Annotated in this window: 11 protein-coding genes and 1 riboswitch; of the genes, 2 read left to right on the forward strand and 9 right to left on the reverse strand. The window is 39.1% G+C overall.

Annotated features, from left to right (window positions below; translation table 11 throughout):
- Positions 1–51: 51 nt before the first annotated feature.
- Positions 52–2,163, reverse strand: a complete 2,112-nt coding sequence (gene speC, locus FHY60_RS10050; protein ID WP_139904836.1) for an ornithine decarboxylase — start codon at positions 2,161–2,163, stop codon at positions 52–54.
- Positions 2,164–2,396: 233 nt separating this feature from the next.
- Here speC and FHY60_RS10055 point away from each other — a divergent pair, with 233 nt between their 5' ends.
- Positions 2,397–3,140: an SIMPL domain-containing protein gene (locus FHY60_RS10055; protein WP_139904837.1), complete on the forward strand. Its 744-nt coding sequence runs from the start codon at positions 2,397–2,399 to the stop codon at positions 3,138–3,140.
- Between the two features lie 149 nt (positions 3,141–3,289).
- Here the strand turns inward: FHY60_RS10055 and FHY60_RS10060 are convergent, their stop codons facing one another.
- The 5 genes from FHY60_RS10060 to adhE all read right to left on the reverse strand — a co-directional run bounded on the left by FHY60_RS10060 (position 3,290) and on the right by adhE (position 11,426).
- Positions 3,290–6,058: a glycoside hydrolase family 3 protein gene (locus FHY60_RS10060; protein WP_139904838.1), complete on the reverse strand. Its 2,769-nt coding sequence runs from the start codon at positions 6,056–6,058 to the stop codon at positions 3,290–3,292.
- Positions 6,059–6,301: 243 nt separating this feature from the next.
- Complete coding sequence (locus FHY60_RS10065; RefSeq protein WP_139904839.1) at positions 6,302–7,120, reverse strand: DUF4367 domain-containing protein; 819 nt, start codon at positions 7,118–7,120, stop codon at positions 6,302–6,304.
- Entirely contained in the window at positions 7,113–7,655 is a 543-nt protein-coding gene (locus FHY60_RS10070) for a sigma-70 family RNA polymerase sigma factor (RefSeq protein ID WP_243122130.1), read from the reverse strand. The genes FHY60_RS10065 and FHY60_RS10070 overlap by 8 nt, the downstream gene beginning before the upstream one ends.
- Positions 7,656–8,074: 419 nt before the next feature.
- Complete coding sequence (locus FHY60_RS10075) at positions 8,075–8,629, reverse strand: ECF transporter S component (RefSeq protein ID WP_139904840.1); 555 nt, start codon at positions 8,627–8,629, stop codon at positions 8,075–8,077.
- A gap of 199 nt (positions 8,630–8,828) precedes the next feature.
- The gene (adhE, locus tag FHY60_RS10080; protein ID WP_139904841.1) at positions 8,829–11,426 is read right to left on the reverse strand and encodes a bifunctional acetaldehyde-CoA/alcohol dehydrogenase; all 2,598 of its coding nucleotides are present in this window, start codon (positions 11,424–11,426) and stop codon (positions 8,829–8,831) included.
- Between the two features lie 639 nt (positions 11,427–12,065).
- Here adhE and FHY60_RS10085 point away from each other — a divergent pair.
- Complete coding sequence (locus tag FHY60_RS10085) at positions 12,066–12,650, forward strand: hypothetical protein (RefSeq protein ID WP_139904842.1); 585 nt, start codon at positions 12,066–12,068, stop codon at positions 12,648–12,650.
- 113 nt (positions 12,651–12,763) lie between these two features.
- Here the strand turns inward: FHY60_RS10085 and FHY60_RS10090 are convergent, their stop codons facing one another.
- From FHY60_RS10090 to FHY60_RS10100, 3 genes are all read right to left on the reverse strand, one after another.
- Positions 12,764–13,498: an amino acid ABC transporter ATP-binding protein gene (locus FHY60_RS10090; protein WP_139904843.1), complete on the reverse strand. Its 735-nt coding sequence runs from the start codon at positions 13,496–13,498 to the stop codon at positions 12,764–12,766.
- A 17-nt stretch (positions 13,499–13,515) separates the two neighbouring features.
- On the reverse strand, positions 13,516–14,298 hold the full coding sequence (locus FHY60_RS10095; RefSeq protein ID WP_139904844.1) for an amino acid ABC transporter permease: 783 nt from the start codon (positions 14,296–14,298) through the stop codon (positions 13,516–13,518).
- A 66-nt stretch (positions 14,299–14,364) separates the two neighbouring features.
- Positions 14,365–15,186 carry a transporter substrate-binding domain-containing protein gene (locus FHY60_RS10100; RefSeq protein ID WP_139904845.1) on the reverse strand — a complete coding sequence of 274 codons (822 nt, stop codon included), beginning with the start codon at positions 15,184–15,186 and terminating at the stop codon, positions 14,365–14,367.
- A 156-nt stretch (positions 15,187–15,342) separates the two neighbouring features.
- Positions 15,343–15,527, reverse strand: a riboswitch (Lysine riboswitch).
- Between the last annotated feature and the right edge of the window lie 244 nt (positions 15,528–15,771).

Raw genomic sequence — 15,771 nt, forward strand, 5'->3', positions numbered from 1 at the left:
AAATTTTGAGGGCTGTTGCGGTTAATTAGAAAATTGTGAAGTAATTTCTTTCTAATGTACAGGTTTATTCAGCACATACCCATAGGCCGTAACCCTATCTTCTTCCTGTTCCAGATAAACTCCCTGTATCTCTGGAGCAAAGCCCGGGAAGCGGTTAATTCCTTCTTCTAGAATTAAGAAGTATCTTTGGGCTACTTCGTTCCATCTCTCTCCGGGAACTACACAGAAGATTCCCGGCGGATATGGCAAGGCACCTTCTAAGGCTATTTCCCCAAGGATGTCTCTTAAGGGTACCAGCTTGGCATTATTTCTCACCAGTTCCCAGTTTGCCTCTTGAGGTAACATGGCTTGTTGTGGGAAATATTCCTGTCTAAACAACTTTTTTTGGCAGTCTTTTGCATTCTGTGATTTATAAAAGTCATGCATTTCCTGGCATAGCCTTCTAATGGTATAATCTCTATACCTATCTATATTATTCTTATAAAGACTTGGAAGCACTTCACTTAAAGGGGCATCTTCCCTTACAAGCTCTTCAAACTTAGCCAATTGAGCCACTAGCTTTTCCATTTTTGCCATGGATTCTGCCGGGGTTAACAAGAACAAAATAGAGTTCAAATCATTCTTTTCCGGTATGGTTCCATGCTCTCTTAAGTAGTTAGCAAGAATAGTAGCAGGTATACCAAAGTCTTCATACTCTCCGGTTTCAGCATCAATTCCCGGTGTGGTCAGCATGAATTTGTTAGGATCTACAAAATACTGATTTTCTCCGTAGCCTTCAAAGGAATGCCACTTCTCGCCGGGAGTAAATTTAAAGAATTCGATATTGTTTGCAATTTCTTCAGTATCATATTCTTCCCACTTTTTGCCCTTAACAACGGGTGGTATAAAAGGTTTAATTAGTGTGCAGCTTCTTAGTACAGCCTTTCTGGCTTCAACCCCCAGCTTTATGCACTGGGACCACAGCCGTCTGCCAGCTTCCCCTTCCTGCATTCTCGCATTTACATCCAAGGAGGCAAATAAGGGATAGAAGGGGCTGGTGGAAGCGTGTAGTCTGAACACATTATTAAAGCGTTTATGGTCCACATAACGCCTTTGACCCTTTATGTGGTTATCCTTCTTGTGTATCTGGGAGGCCTGGGAAAATCCTGCCTGCTGCTTATGAACGGAATGAGTCACCAAGATCCCCGGGTCTTCTGGACCTAGCTCCAGCAGCAAGGGTGAACAATCTCTCATCATTGGGATGAACTGCTCATACCCCACCCAAGCAGAGTCAAAAAGGATATAATCACAAAGGTGGCCTATTTTGTCCACTACCTGTCGAGCATTATAGATGGTGCCATCATAGGTACCAAGCTGAATTACAGCCAGCCTAAAGGGTCTTTTAGCAGCAGCCTTTTCAGGATCTACCTTTGCTGCCTCTGCTCTTAAATAGGCCTCGTCAAAGCAGTGCTCATCAATACCCCCTATAAAGCCAAAAGGATTACGGGCAGTTTCTAAATATACAGGCTTGCCTCCGGAGATCACAAGGGCTGAATTATATACTGACTTATGATTGTTTCTGTCAAACAGAACCAAGTCCCCCGGTGCCGCTACTGCATTTATGGCTACCGCATTAGATGTGCTGGTACCGTTCATTACAAAATAGGTCTTGTCCGCATTGTATACCTTAGCAGCATAGACCTGGGCATCCTTGGCCGGTCCTTCGTGGATAAGCAAATCCCCAAGGGCAACATCCGCATTACAAATATCTGACCTAAAGACCATTTCTCCGTAAAAATCATAGAGATACCTACCGGCAGGATGCTTGCGGAAGTATTGACCTCCCTGATGGCCCGGGCAATTAAACTGTAAATTACCGCTGTCTACGTAATCACTCAAGGTCTTAAAGAAGGGCGGTAGTATCTTTTCTTCATATTCATTAGCAGCATTTTCAATTTCTCTGCTAAAGTCTTCACGAGAAAACTCATCCATGTCCTTTTCAACAATAAAGACCGGAACTCCAAATTTTGTATTATCTATCTCCTCAAGTAAGCCTCTTTCAGAGGTCATCAAAACCACTGCAGCTACATCCGTATAGTCAGTGTCTTTTGTTAAAATCAAATTTCTACTGGTGTGAAAATACTCTTTAGATTCTGTGGTACAAGCTATTTTTAAGTGTCTCATTCTGTTTCTCCTTCGCAATTAATATATGTGAAATATACTTTCAACCAATGAGTTTTTAGTATTCTCACGGTATATTATACAAGGAAAGTTTGTAAATAGTAAATACATGGAGCATTATTTTAAGATTGAAGAAAAAAAGTTTGTTAATTTTGCCAATATATCCGAACTAAGTTATAATTGTATCCGTATACATAGTAGCACATAGCTAATTTTAAAATTTAGGAGGGTCAATCATGAAATCAAAACGAAATGTCCTTATAGGAGCCTTTGCTGCTGCGGCTTTATTACTTTCAACAATAGCAATTACAAATAATAATGTTGTTGAAGCTAATACCTCAAGCACAGATGTGGCTGAAGCAAGAACCATAACTGCCTATGGTGAAGGTGCAATAGAGGCAAGTCCTGATGTGGCTTATGTATCCGTAGGAGTAATCACCGAGGGTAAAGAATTAGCTAAAGTTCAAGCTGAGAATGCTGAGAAAATGACAAAAGTGACTACAAGCCTGACAAACTTAGGAATAAAGAAAGAAGAAATCAAGACTACCAGCTACTCTGTAAATCCAAAGTATGTATGGGATGATAAGACCGGAGAGAGCTCCATAGCAGGCTACACCGTAAGTAATATATTAGAAGTAACTATCAATGACATCAGTAAAACCGGCACAATTTTAGATGCCGTTGTTGCTAATGGCAGCAATTCAGTTAACAGCATTAGATTTGGCATTAAGAATCAGACTGACCTTTATAACAAGGCCTTAGAAATAGCAGTAAAGGATGCCAAGGCCAAGGCTGAAGCAATGGGTAAAGGCTTAAGCATAACCAATATCCAGCCTTACAAGATCACAGAAGCAAGCAGCAGAAATACACCTGTTTACTTTGAAAGCGCTGCAATGGATTTAGCAAAATCAAGCACACCAATCAGCGAAGGACAGTTAAAAGTATCCGCCAGCGTGTCCGTTGAATTCTCCTTTAAGTAAATAAGTTTTCCTCACTATTAAAGCCCTCCAGTTTTTTTCACTGGAGGGCCTTTTTTTAGGCATTACAGCTTAGCCACCGGCTCTACAAGCCTTTGAGGTTTTGATGCCTCTTTCACCGATTTTATTTATTTTATCTTACAAGCTTTCTGTTACACTTCTCTAAACTCGATCCACTCAACTTCCATAGTTGGCTTTATAACGTCAAGTTTTAACTCATATATTCCCTCTTCCAGCTCAACCTTAACCAGCTTTTGCCTGATCCATCCGCCGTCTGTACCGCTGGTCTGTATTGTTGTAACTATCTTGTCGTTTAGTACAAGATTACATGCTATTTGAGCCAAGTTGTTTTGTGGTGACATGATATTTACAATAATACGGTAAACCCCTGCCTTATCAGCCTTTATATAGGTTGGAGCGGATGTACTTGGCTGAATCTTGACATTGCCGCATATGCTCTGTACCTTATCCGGTGCAAGTGATGGATTGGCTGTGAACTTTTCAACTGCTTCATTAAATTCTTGCTTTCTGAAGAATACCGGTGCCTGCATCAAGAAGTTGCAAATGTTCACAGCGCAGCGCTGCAATTCTCCACGGGTTAATGTGCCGTTCTCCAGGGATTCTATAGTATTATCTTCTCCGGAGTTAATTTCAGCACCATAGTTATTGATAACCATGTATACATCGTTTTGAGCACGAACCATGAAGCTGGTGTACTTTCTGTCTGATTCTCCACCCGCTATAGGATCGTTCATTCTTGCCCACCAGTCAGTCATAACCATTCCTTTGAATCCCCATTCCTTACGTAGAATAGTAGTATTCAAATCATAGTTAGAAGCTGCCCAATGTCCGTTGATTGGGTTGTAGGAGGTCATAATGGCCTTGGCCCCGCCTTCTTTTACTGCTATTTCAAAGCCTCTCAGGTAAAGTTCTCTAAGAGCACGTTCAGAAACTACTGCATCTACAAGGAAACGTGACTTTTCCTGGTTGTTGCAGGCAAAATGTTTAAGTGTTGCATTGGAGCCGCCCTTCTTGATACCCCTAGTTGCTGCTGCTGCAAAATAGCCGGTAATCAGCGGGTCCTCTGAATAATATTCAAAGTTACGGCCGTTTAATGGGCTGCGTCTAAGATTTAAGCCCGGTCCCAGCAACAAATCTATATTATTCTGTAATAGCTCTTTACCTTCCATTACATAAAGCTCTTCTACTAATTCTACATTCCAGGTTGCTGAAAGCAGAGTTCCTATTGGCAGCTGTGTTGCCTTAAGACCTGTTTCCATACGGATACCGGATGGTCCGTCTGCTGTACAGCCTATTGGAATACCATAGCTGAACAGACCATCACTTACGCCCCCAAAGGCTGATGCTGTTCCTGGTGTAACCCAAGGGCTGCTCATTCCTTCACCTCTAACGATTGTAGCCAATTCATCATCACTAAGCTGGGCAATAAAGTTTTCCATAGTAACTTTATTGTCATAAACGTCTCTTAATTTATACCCCTTATTGCCTGTATAGTCTATAGACTTTGGAAGATTCTTTTCTATTCTGTCTGCTAGGGATATCTTCTGCTTTGGCACCTCTTCAAAAGTTAATTCGTAGGTTCCATCAGCATTTCTCTTGCCAGGTTTCATTCTTGTAAAGTCTTCTGTAGGAGCGCAAGCCTCTTCCAACTGTTCTACCACCTGAAGTTCTTCTACCACATAACTTCCCACTTTTACAGCCTTCTTAACACTGCTTCCTGCATAGAAGTTATATTCTCCCTCTTCCAGAACATAGCAGGAAGGGTGCCCAGTGTAGCCTCCATCGTCATAGGAGGCCATCATATTAACAGGGAAACTTATTGTAAGCACTTCTGCTTCACCGGGCTCGAGCGTCTTAGTCTTAGCAAAGGCTGCTAAAACTCTTGCAGGCTTTCCCAGCTTACCTTGTGGTGCTTCAAAGTATATTTGAACTACTTCTTTTCCGGGATACTTGGTACCAACATTCTTTACTGTAGCCCCTATTTCTATGTACTTTTCTCCGTACTTGTCAACAACCTTTGCCTGGCCCGGTACTATCTCAAAGTCTGTATAAGATAGTCCAAAACCAAACTCATATTGAACCTTATCAGGACAGAAAGTCTCAAAATAACGGTAGCCTACATATATATCTTCCTGATAATAGTTTCTGTGTTCATCTCCGTAATTTTTTGTTGATGGATAGTCATCTATAGAATAGGCTATGGTGTCTGTCAACTTACCGCTTGGTGTAACATCTCCCATCAACACGTCAGCAGCGGCATTTCCGCCTTCCATACCGCCCTGCCATACATAGATAACTGCCTTAATATGGTTTAAGCAGCTTTCATCATTAACCCAGTTCATATCAATGATATTAGAAACATTTAGTACAACTGCTACATCTTCAAAATGCTTACATACTTTCCTAAGCATATCCTTTTCTTCTTCTGTCAACTGATAGCTTCCCGGAGCGTCAGCATTGTCCTTGTCTTCTCCGGCTGTACGTCCTATAACTACTATGGCCTTAGAGGATTTTTTTCTTGCTTCACTAACCAATTCATCAGTCAGTGGCATTTCCTTCTGGTGCCAGGGCTCTGCAGCCCAGCCACCGCCGCCGTTGTCAAAGGGATTTTTCTCAATCCATCTCTCGTATACAGCTGCCAAGGCTTCATTTACCACAATATTTTTCTTTCTGAGCCCATCTAGCAGGTTGGTTGTATATTGAACATTAACACTTCCGCCTGAACCAGTTCCGCTTCTATAATAATTAATTTGAATTCTACCAAAAATAGAAACCGCTTCTCCCTGAAGAATAGGAAGAACTTGATTTTCATTTTTTAATAATACAGCACCTTCTGCTGCAACTTTTCTGCTAAATTCAGCAAAGCCTTTTAGTGGAATTCCTATTGTCTGATTGTTCATTTACTTTACCTCCAAACGCTATGATAACACCATTATAGAATATAATATAAAACTTTGCTTTAACTTTTATATCAAATATTTTAGAAATCTTACTGTGGCCTATACATACTTGTATTATTTTTACATTTTAACTTCTTTACCCATTGAGATTGAACAGGGGCATTGTACTTTCTGAAAACAAGAAGAAGCTTGCAATATTAACAAGCTTCTTTTTTTAAATATCATACTATGAAATACTAATTATTATTTTATTGATCTTGCAACTTTTACAGCCTCTTCTTCGCTTATCTGTCCTTCTAAGATGTAAAGTACATCATCACTTATCCATCTCAATTGAGTGTAATCCGGTGCTATTTCTATATCATCTGCCCTAAGTTTTCCGGTAGTCATCTCTCCACTTGAACCGTTAATATCTACCACTTTACTGCCTGCGAAACCATCTATGGAGAAAGCCCCACTTCTCATAGTTATAGTAAAAAATCTGTCACTGTCTTCAAAGCTAATCATAACATCCATGCCCTTCTTACTCATATCTGCAGGCACCTGAACCAAGTTAAGTTCATAGTTTGCAGGTAAATACTGAGGCAGCTTTAATTTGCTTCCCATATACACTTTTGCAGCCTCTAATGTTCCCGGCTCATAGAGGGGGGTGCCAGTTCCTTCATAGGGTTCAGTACTTTGGGCAGGGGAGGTTTCACTGGCTCCTGCAGGGGCTTGAAGGGCACTGGAATCACTGGATACCGGATCATTAGGATTCAAGCTGGCATCATTAGGCTGCGTAGCATATAAATCCGTTCCGTTGGAGTTTTCTCCCGCAGCTTCCATCAAAGTACGGGGAGAATCTATCACCTGGTCTCTTCCATTTGGAAGCGGGTTAAAGTTTAACACTGCTAGTGCTAAGGCCGCTGCTACTGCAACAGCGGCAGGAGTCACTATAAAGCTTCGTTTTGAACTTGTTTCCTTTTTACACTTTTCTATAGTCCTCTTCTTTAAGTCTTCACTTACTACTATATCCTTCATCATATCATCTGCTATATTTTTAAACTCATCTAATTTATTCAACAGCTTCACTCCTTTCAACAATTTGCTTTTTTAATGTGTCTCTGGCCCTGGTAAGCCGGCTTCTCACTGTACCTTCCGGCACACCTAATATTTTTCCTATTTCTACAGTACTGTAGCTGTGATAATAAAAGAAAATTATTACTTCCTTATACTGTACAGGCAATTCTAGAACTCGCTTGTACAATTGCTCATTTTCTATATTCCAGATTGCTTCCTTTTCTATATCGTCATTCATGGCATTCATCAAATATTCTTCTTCCTGAACAACCTTTTGTGACCAGAAGCTCTTTAATATATCTTTACAAGTATTGATTGTTATGCTCATGAGCCAGGTCTTTTCACTGCTATGACCTTTAAATCTATCATAATTTTTTAGTACCTTAATAAACACTTCCTGAAAAGCATCCTCTGCTTTCTGTGTGTCCTTGAGGTACATGTAGGCTGTCCGCAGCACGTCATTGCCATACGTATCTATCATTCTCTCAATTTCTGCAGTTTTATTGTCTTTTTGTTTATGTTTTAAAAAGAAACCCAAAGTTCGGTCCCCCTCTTCTATGTCATGACATATTTCTATATATCAATCTTCTTTCTTGCAAGTAAGAATTTAATCTTCAATTATTAGACGAATATAAAAAATAAAACGCTCCATAAAAAAGTCAAAAATTTTTAAACTATTTATGGAGCGGAAACTTTTTCTGTCTCGTCTAATGGGTATAAGACAAGAAAACTTAAAAATTTAAGGAGGCAGATACTTCATAATCAATAAAAGAAAAGCTGTTAAGTAAGAAATGAAGTATTGAAGTGCTATCTCAACTATACAACTACTTTACCCATATCACGATTTCCAAAAAAAAATTAAAACTGCGTACCAACGCAGTTTTAATTATCAGTAATAAGCAGTAAGTAATTGTGGAGGATTTTTTCTCCGCTTCTCTCCGAAAAATCATAATAGTATTATCTTACTCCCTCCAGCTTTAGTGCCTTCCTTAAGGTTGCACTTAGCGGAAGGGCAATAATAATCCCCGCCACCGCCTGGCCAATGTTTCCCGGTATGTCCTTAGCGGAAGCTATAAAGCCTGCCCCCAAGCTCGCTTCTGCTCCGGTGATGAGGCTGATGATAAAGGCCCCGGCTACAAAGTACGCTATTATCATCCACAGGCCTGCTGCAATAAAGGCTACCAGGTTATTCCACAATACATTACCCTCACAGCCCTTTCTTAAAGCTATAGAAGCTGCTATATAGGCCATTAGGCCCTTAATTATAAATGTTGCCACTGCCCAAATGGGAGAATACAATAGGTCTGCTATAGTCATACCTATAGCAGAAGCTGCTGCTCCTTTTTTCTTTCCAAGGAGCATGGCTGCTACCAGCACCATACTATCACCTAAGTGAACGTAGCCATTAAAGGTATTAATTTTTATTGTATAGGTAGCAACAAAAACTACCGCTGCCATTAAGGCAGTGATGACTATGTTTCTAATGTGTCCATTCAAATTTGCATCCTGCATATTTTACCCCCCAATATATAGAACTTATGTAAAATTTAATTTGATTTCGAAATCATATTTTTATTATACGTATCTTTATTAATATTGCAAATGTACCGGTACAATCAACATACCACCGCTATAAATGACATCGTACTAACAAAACAAGGCTGCCTCACCCGGAAGTACTCCTTCCATGGTGAGACAGCCTGCTAAATATTTATTCCTGCTTTTGGATTTCTCCATAAGCATTTATATACATTTGCTTTATTTCACTTATTAATGGATATCTTGGGTTTGCACCGGTACATTGATCATCAAAGGCCTGTTCAGACATTTCGTCTAGGGTAGCATAGAACTTCATCTGGCTTACTCCTGCTTCATGAATTGACTTTGGAATATCTACTTTAGCCTTTAATTCATCAATAGCCTTTATCAGTAATTCGATTTTTTCTTCATCAGTGTTACCGCCTAGGCCAAGATAATCAGCAATTCTTCCATATCTCCATTTTGCGTTTGGATACTTGTATTGTGGGAAAGCGGCCTGCTTTCTTGGATTATCCACTGCATTAAATCTTATAACCTCATTAATTAGTATCCCGTTAGCCACTCCATGAGGTATATGGTGTATAGCACCAAGCTTATGAGCCATTGAGTGACATACTCCAAGGAAGGCATTGGCAAAGGCCATACCAGCTATAGTTGAAGCATGCGCCATCTTCTCACGGGCCTTAACATTTGTTGGACCTTCAGCATAGGCTATTGGCAGATACTTAAATATCAATCTGATAGCTTCCAGGGCTAATCCATTGGTATATTCTGAAGCCAGTACAGATACATAAGCCTCTAAGGCATGGGTCAATGCGTCTATACCCGAAGCTGCAGTAAGTCCCTTTGGCATCTGCATCATTAACTCAGCATCCACTATAGCCATATCAGGAGTTAATTCATAGTCTGCAAGAGGATACTTAACACCTGTCTTTTCATCAGTGATAACCGCAAAAGGTGTAACTTCTGATCCGGTACCCGCTGAAGTTGGTATACAAACCATGGTAGCCTTTTCTCCCATCTTAGGGAAGTTATATACTCTCTTCCTGATATCCATAAATCTCATGGCTAGGTCTTCAAATCTTACCTCAGGATGTTCATACATTACCCACATAATTTTTGCAGCATCCATTGGGGAACCACCACCAACTGCAATGATAGTATCCGGCTTAAAGCTCATCATCTCAGCTGCGCCCTTCTTTGCTGTAGCCAAGGTTGGGTCTGGCTCTACGTCAAAGAAGATTTTAAAGTCAATTCCCTGTTCATCTAGGATATCGGTAACCTTATTTACAAAGCCCAATTCATAAAGTACTTTGTCTGTAACAATAAAGGCCTTCTTTTTATTCATGTCCTTAAGTTCTCTAAGAGCAACTCCAAGACAGCCATATTTAAAGTATATTTTTTCCGGAACTCTGAACCACAGCATATTCTCTCTCCTCTCAGCCACACTCTTTACGTTTAACAGATGTTTAACTCCTACATTTTCTGACACAGAGTTACCGCCCCAGGATCCGCAGCCTAAGGTTAGGGATGGAGCCAATTTGAAATTGTAAAGGTCTCCTATGGCACCTTGGGAAGAAGGCATGTTTACAATGGTTCTGCCTGTTTTCATGGTTGCACCAAACTTCTCGATCCTCTTTCTTGATCTTACTTGATCTGTATATAAAACGGAAGTATGTCCAAAGCCGCCATATTCAACGAGCTTTGCAGCCTTATAAAGCGCCTCGTCAAAATCTTTAACTCTGTATACTGCAAGTATGGGTGACAGTTTCTCATGGGAGAAGGGTTCCTCAGGTTCAATGGATTCCACTTCACCAATAAGCACCTTAGCAGTTTCCGGTACTTCCACACCGGCTAGCTTTGCAATTTTGTAAGCAGATTGACCTACTATATCTGCATTTAGGGCACCGTCTTTCAAAATTATTTTTCTAACTTTATCAATTTCTTCCCCCTTTAATATATAGGCTCCCCTTTCTGCAAACTCTGTCATAACCTCATCATATACAGAATCTATAATCAGCACAGATTGTTCAGATGCACATATAACCCCATTATCAAAGGTCTTTGAAAGCAGGATTGAGTTTACTGCCATCTTGATGTGAGCAGTTTCGTCTATTATGGCAGGTGTATTTCCTGCCCCAACCCCTATAGCAGGTTTTCCTGAAGAGTAAGCTGCCTTAACCATACCTGGTCCACCGGTAGCAAGAGTTATATCGCATTCCCGCATAACCATTGCTGATAATTCTACTGAAGGCTCATCGATCCAACCTATGATATTTTCAGGTGCACCAGCCTTAACTGCAGCGTCAAGTACAATTTTAGCTGCTTCTATAGTGGCCTTTTTAGCCCTTGGATGGGGGGAGAAAATAACACCATTTCTTGTCTTTAGTGAAATTAAGGCTTTAAATATAGCTGTGGAAGTAGGATTTGTGGTAGGAACTACAGCAGCAACTACCCCTATAGGTTCTGCAACCTTAACTATGCCAAAGGAATCATCCCTCTCAATAACACCGCAAGTCTTGTCATCCTTATATTTATTGTATATATATTCTGAAGCAAAGTGATTCTTTATAACCTTGTCTTCTACTATTCCCATACCGGTTTCTTCTGTTGCCAGCTTGGCCAGTCTTATTCTTGCGTTAGTAGCCGCCATGGCAGCTTGACGGAATATTTCATCGACTTGCTCCTGAGTATAGGAAGCATATTTCTTTTGAGCCTCTCTAACCTGTTCTATTTTAATTTTTAGCTCTTCCTTATTTGTAACCTTCATATTGATTCCTCCTTTAAAAATATATTATTTTTTTAAAAGCTATAGGTAATTTTATTATGTTTAACAAAAAAGATTTTATTCATGGAACAAATATGTTATTATTTTAACATTTTGTTTTAAAATTTTTTTACCATATTTTATTGTTTGATTGAGTTTATTCCCATCTTTCGTCATTTATGTAATAATTCAATGTAGTTTTACTCAAATTTATTTATATAATATTATATTCACATTTGAGATATATTTTTATATTGTTAATAATTTAACAATTTTATATTACAATACTTTTTACGGCCTGTCAATACATATGATGAAAATTTTAAAAATAAAACAGTGAATTATTATGCTATTTTTCTTGAAGTATAGAACTGTTCCCTAGCCAGCCTTGATATTATTACACTATTACATTTAGTAACTTTTTAATATTATTGAAGCATATCAGGTTATTTTTTGTCAACAATGTTTTTTAATTAGTAATCGTTATCATTGCAACAAAATATCTTTCAGTAAAAAAATATATAAAAGCAGAATATTTCACCTTCTATCTCCAAACAATATTGTCATAAAGTAAATTCATCATTAAGTATTAAAAAGCAATAATAAATTAATGGAAAAAGTCGTTTAAAAGGAGGAATTCATATGAAATTTAAAGCGCTACTACTTACCTTCACAATTTTAAGTTCACTGATATTGGGCGTAGGCTGCGGAGGAAAGCAGACAGAACCAAGCAAACAACAGGAAACAACTCCTCCACAAACCACACCACCGGAAACAACTCCGGACGTTACCACCACCGCTTCAATTGTAAATGATGAAGCCGCCTTCGAAAAGGCAATAAGCAACACCGGAACATGGATCATAGCAACATTGAAAGATTTAACCTTCGATAAGGAACTAGTACTGGATGGTGAATTTAAAAACGGTAAAAAGGACGATGCTGGTAATGATATTATTCAGCGAAAGATAGCATTATACACTCAAAATGAAAATAGAGAAGTAACTAACAGGTTTACTTTGACTGCACCAAAGCTTACAATAAACAGTCCTAATGCCAGAATTCAAAGCGGAACCTTCAAAGGCGACTTATATGTTTCAGCTAAAAACTTCCAATTAGTAGATGCAACCGTGGAAGGAAATGTATTCTTTGCCTCCGAAGAAGCTCAATCCACTTTTAAGATGGATGATACTAGCAAAGTAACCGGAACAAAGGAACTTAAGAAGTAACCCAACGGATTTTAATCCTTACTTAAACTGATCCTAAGAAAGTTAAAATCCCTCTGAAACAAATAAAGTTTCAGAGGGATTTTAACTATCAGCCTGCTTGGCCCTTGATTCTATTATTTTAAGGTACGCTTGAGGAATTCTCTTGTACGTTCCTGAGTAGGATTATTGAAAATTTGCTCCGGTGTTCCTTCTTCTGCAATAACACCTTTGTCCATAAATACCACGCGGTCAGAAACTTCTTTGGCAAATCCCATCTCATGGGTGACAATGAGCATTGTCAGTCCGGACTCAGCAAGTTCCTTCATAACCTTTAAAACCTCTCCCACCATTTCCGGGTCTAGGGCTGAGGTTGGTTCATCAAAAAGCATAACATCCGGTTCCATTGACAGGGCTCGTGCTATAGCCACACGCTGTTTTTGACCGCCGGATAGCTGCTTTGGCTTGGCATGAATGTATTGCTCCATTCCAACTACTTTCAAATACTTCATAGCCACTTTTTCCGCTTCCTCTTTTGTACGTCTTAAAACTTTTATTTGTCCAACCATACAGTTGTTTAGTACATCATGATTATTGAACAAATTAAACTGCTGAAAAACCATGCCTAGCTTTGTTCTGTAGGCTCGTATATCGTGCTTATCATCTAATATATTTTCACCCTTATAAATTATTTGACCTCCACTGGGCTTTTCCAATAGGTTAATACAGCGAAGAAGGGTTGATTTGCCTGAACCGGAGGAGCCGATAATACACACTACTTCTCCTTTGCTGACTGAAAAATCAATATCTTTTAGAACTTCATGACTTCCAAAGGATTTACTTAAATGTTGAATATCAATTATTTTTTCCATGCTTTCTCCTCCTTTGCTTAGTACTTAAGGTCTTGCTTGCCTTTTGTTCTTTGAAGGGCAAGTTCCGGGGTCTCTACCTGCATTTGATTAGCATACATTATATAATTATCAGGCCCGTCCATTTTCTTTTCAACATAGCGAAGAATTCTTGTAACTGTAAAGGTCATAACAAAATAAATCACCGAAGTAACAAAGAAAGTGTCAAAGTAGGCAAAGTTAATTCCAGAAACAGACTTTGATTGGAAGTACAATTCAGTTACTGAAATTACGTTTAGCACAGAAGTATCCTTTATATTTATTACAAACTCATTACCGGTAGCCGGTAATATATTTCTGATTACCTGCGGCAATACCACATTAGCCATTGTTTGAATATGACTCATTCCAATGGCCTGTGCTGCTTCAAACTGGCCTTTATCGATGGATATTATACCGCCCCGGACAATTTCTGACATATAGGCACCGGTATTGATAGATACTATGAAGATTCCGGCAACTAATGGATTCATATCTATATCAAAGGCCTGCATAGATCCATAGTAGATCACCATGGCCTGGACAATCATAGGTGTACCACGGAATACTTCTACATAAACTGAAAGAATTGCATTTATCACGTTAAAAGCATATCTTCTGGGACCTCGTTCCGGCACTGGAACTGTACGGATAATCCCTATTATCAACCCAATTATAGAACCTATAACAGTACCAATAATAGATATTAATAGTGTTGTGCCAGCTCCCCGCAGGAACATTGGCCAATATTTCATGACTATTTTTATAATGGAATCTAAGGACATATTTGTATTTTCCCCCTTCAATTTATAAACCGAGTGCCGTTATATGCACCCGGTTTTAAAGAATAATTACTCATTTGCTGGCTGATTCTTAATAGCATTATCCATAATCTGCTTACGTTCATCCTCTGATATGTTTGCTAAGGCTTCATTGATTTTCTCTGTTAAGTCGCTGCCTTTTTTAAGTCCTACTGCTATAGCCGTATCTTCAGGTGAAGTCTCAAACCCAGTTGTAAACTCTATCATTTTAAAGTTACTGTTTGCTGCTTCTGCACTAACGCCTTCAGGACGCTCTGATACGTAACCATCAATCTTACCGGACTCTAACGCAACTCTCATTGCAGGAAAATTATCCATGGCTGTTTGCTTATCCACACCCTTAATCTGATCTATAACTGTGTAGTGGAAGGTATTCAATTGTGCAGTAATTTTTGCTCCGCTGAAATCCTGAATAGAAGTAGCTCCATCATACTTTCCGCCCTTCTTAACTACCATTACCAAGTCTGAAGTATAATAGTTATCTGAAAAGTCAATAGCCTCTTTACGCTTTTCTGTCGGTGACATACCTGCAATGATGGCATCTATTTTACCTGAAGTAAGAGCTGGAATCAGTCCCTCCCATTCAGTCTTTACAATTACAAGTTCCTTACCTAAGCTATCTGCTATTTTCTTAGCTATCTCAACGTCGTATCCTCCGGCATAATCTGAACTTCCTTGAATTTTTACCCCACCGTTGGACTCATTCATTTGAGTCCAGTTAAAAGGAGCATATCCAGCTTCCATACCTACCTTAAAGGTTCCCTTAGAACTGCCCCCTTTAGCTGTACAACCAGAAAGCAGCATAATAGCTGATAATGACGCTGCGATTAATAATGATAATTTTTTTCTCATAATTAATTTCCCCCTTGAAAAATAATATAATTTTTATAAATCCCTTAAATATAAAGCTAACTTACCATTTGGGGGCATCTTTTAAAATACAAAAAAAGACCTGAGGATGTCCTCAGGCCGCAAAACGCACAGCTGCCTAGTACCCCTACCATTCCCAAATGAGATAGCACAACTCAATAAACCGGGTAATTTATTGAGACAGTCCTGCAGCTCTTAACTGCAGACCCAGCAAATAATACGGAGAAAGTATTATAAGCTTCGGCGATATTTCCTTCTTCCTAGGTTCATAGCTTTCTCAGACTCCGCTAGGAACTGTTAAATACCGCGCCTCTACCCCACCTGTAAAAGTGAGGTCCTATTAAATTTTAAATATAGTGTACAATATCATTAACAATCTGTCAACCCATATATTTTAAGATTTTTACTTCAAACTTTCAATAAAGTATTAGCCCCATTGATTTAATAAAACTTGCTTTCTCCTCTAATCTCATCCGATGAGGCCCTATATTTTCTCATTTAACTAAAACACTTTCATATTTCACCGCTTTAATGGATTTGAAATGGTAAATTTATAGGTTTATACTA

The organism is Clostridium thermarum (genome assembly GCF_006351925.1).
In the GTDB taxonomy this organism is placed as follows: Bacteria; Bacillota; Clostridia; order Clostridiales; family Clostridiaceae; genus Clostridium_AU; species Clostridium_AU thermarum.

Excerpts from the sequence above, each read along its gene's own strand:
- speC (WP_139904836.1), bottom strand. The coding sequence starts at position 2,163 with ATGAGACACTTAAAAATAGCTTGTACCACAGAATCTAAAGAGTATTTT.
- FHY60_RS10055 (WP_139904837.1), top strand. The coding sequence starts at position 2,397 with ATGAAATCAAAACGAAATGTCCTTATAGGAGCCTTTGCTGCTGCGGCT.
- FHY60_RS10060 (WP_139904838.1), bottom strand. The coding sequence starts at position 6,058 with ATGAACAATCAGACAATAGGAATTCCACTAAAAGGCTTTGCTGAATTT.
- FHY60_RS10075 (WP_139904840.1), bottom strand. The coding sequence starts at position 8,629 with ATGCAGGATGCAAATTTGAATGGACACATTAGAAACATAGTCATCACT.
- adhE (WP_139904841.1), bottom strand. The coding sequence starts at position 11,426 with ATGAAGGTTACAAATAAGGAAGAGCTAAAAATTAAAATAGAACAGGTT.
- FHY60_RS10085 (WP_139904842.1), top strand. The coding sequence starts at position 12,066 with ATGAAATTTAAAGCGCTACTACTTACCTTCACAATTTTAAGTTCACTG.
- FHY60_RS10090 (WP_139904843.1), bottom strand. The coding sequence starts at position 13,498 with ATGGAAAAAATAATTGATATTCAACATTTAAGTAAATCCTTTGGAAGT.
- FHY60_RS10095 (WP_139904844.1), bottom strand. The coding sequence starts at position 14,298 with ATGTCCTTAGATTCCATTATAAAAATAGTCATGAAATATTGGCCAATG.
- FHY60_RS10100 (WP_139904845.1), bottom strand. The coding sequence starts at position 15,186 with ATGAGAAAAAAATTATCATTATTAATCGCAGCGTCATTATCAGCTATT.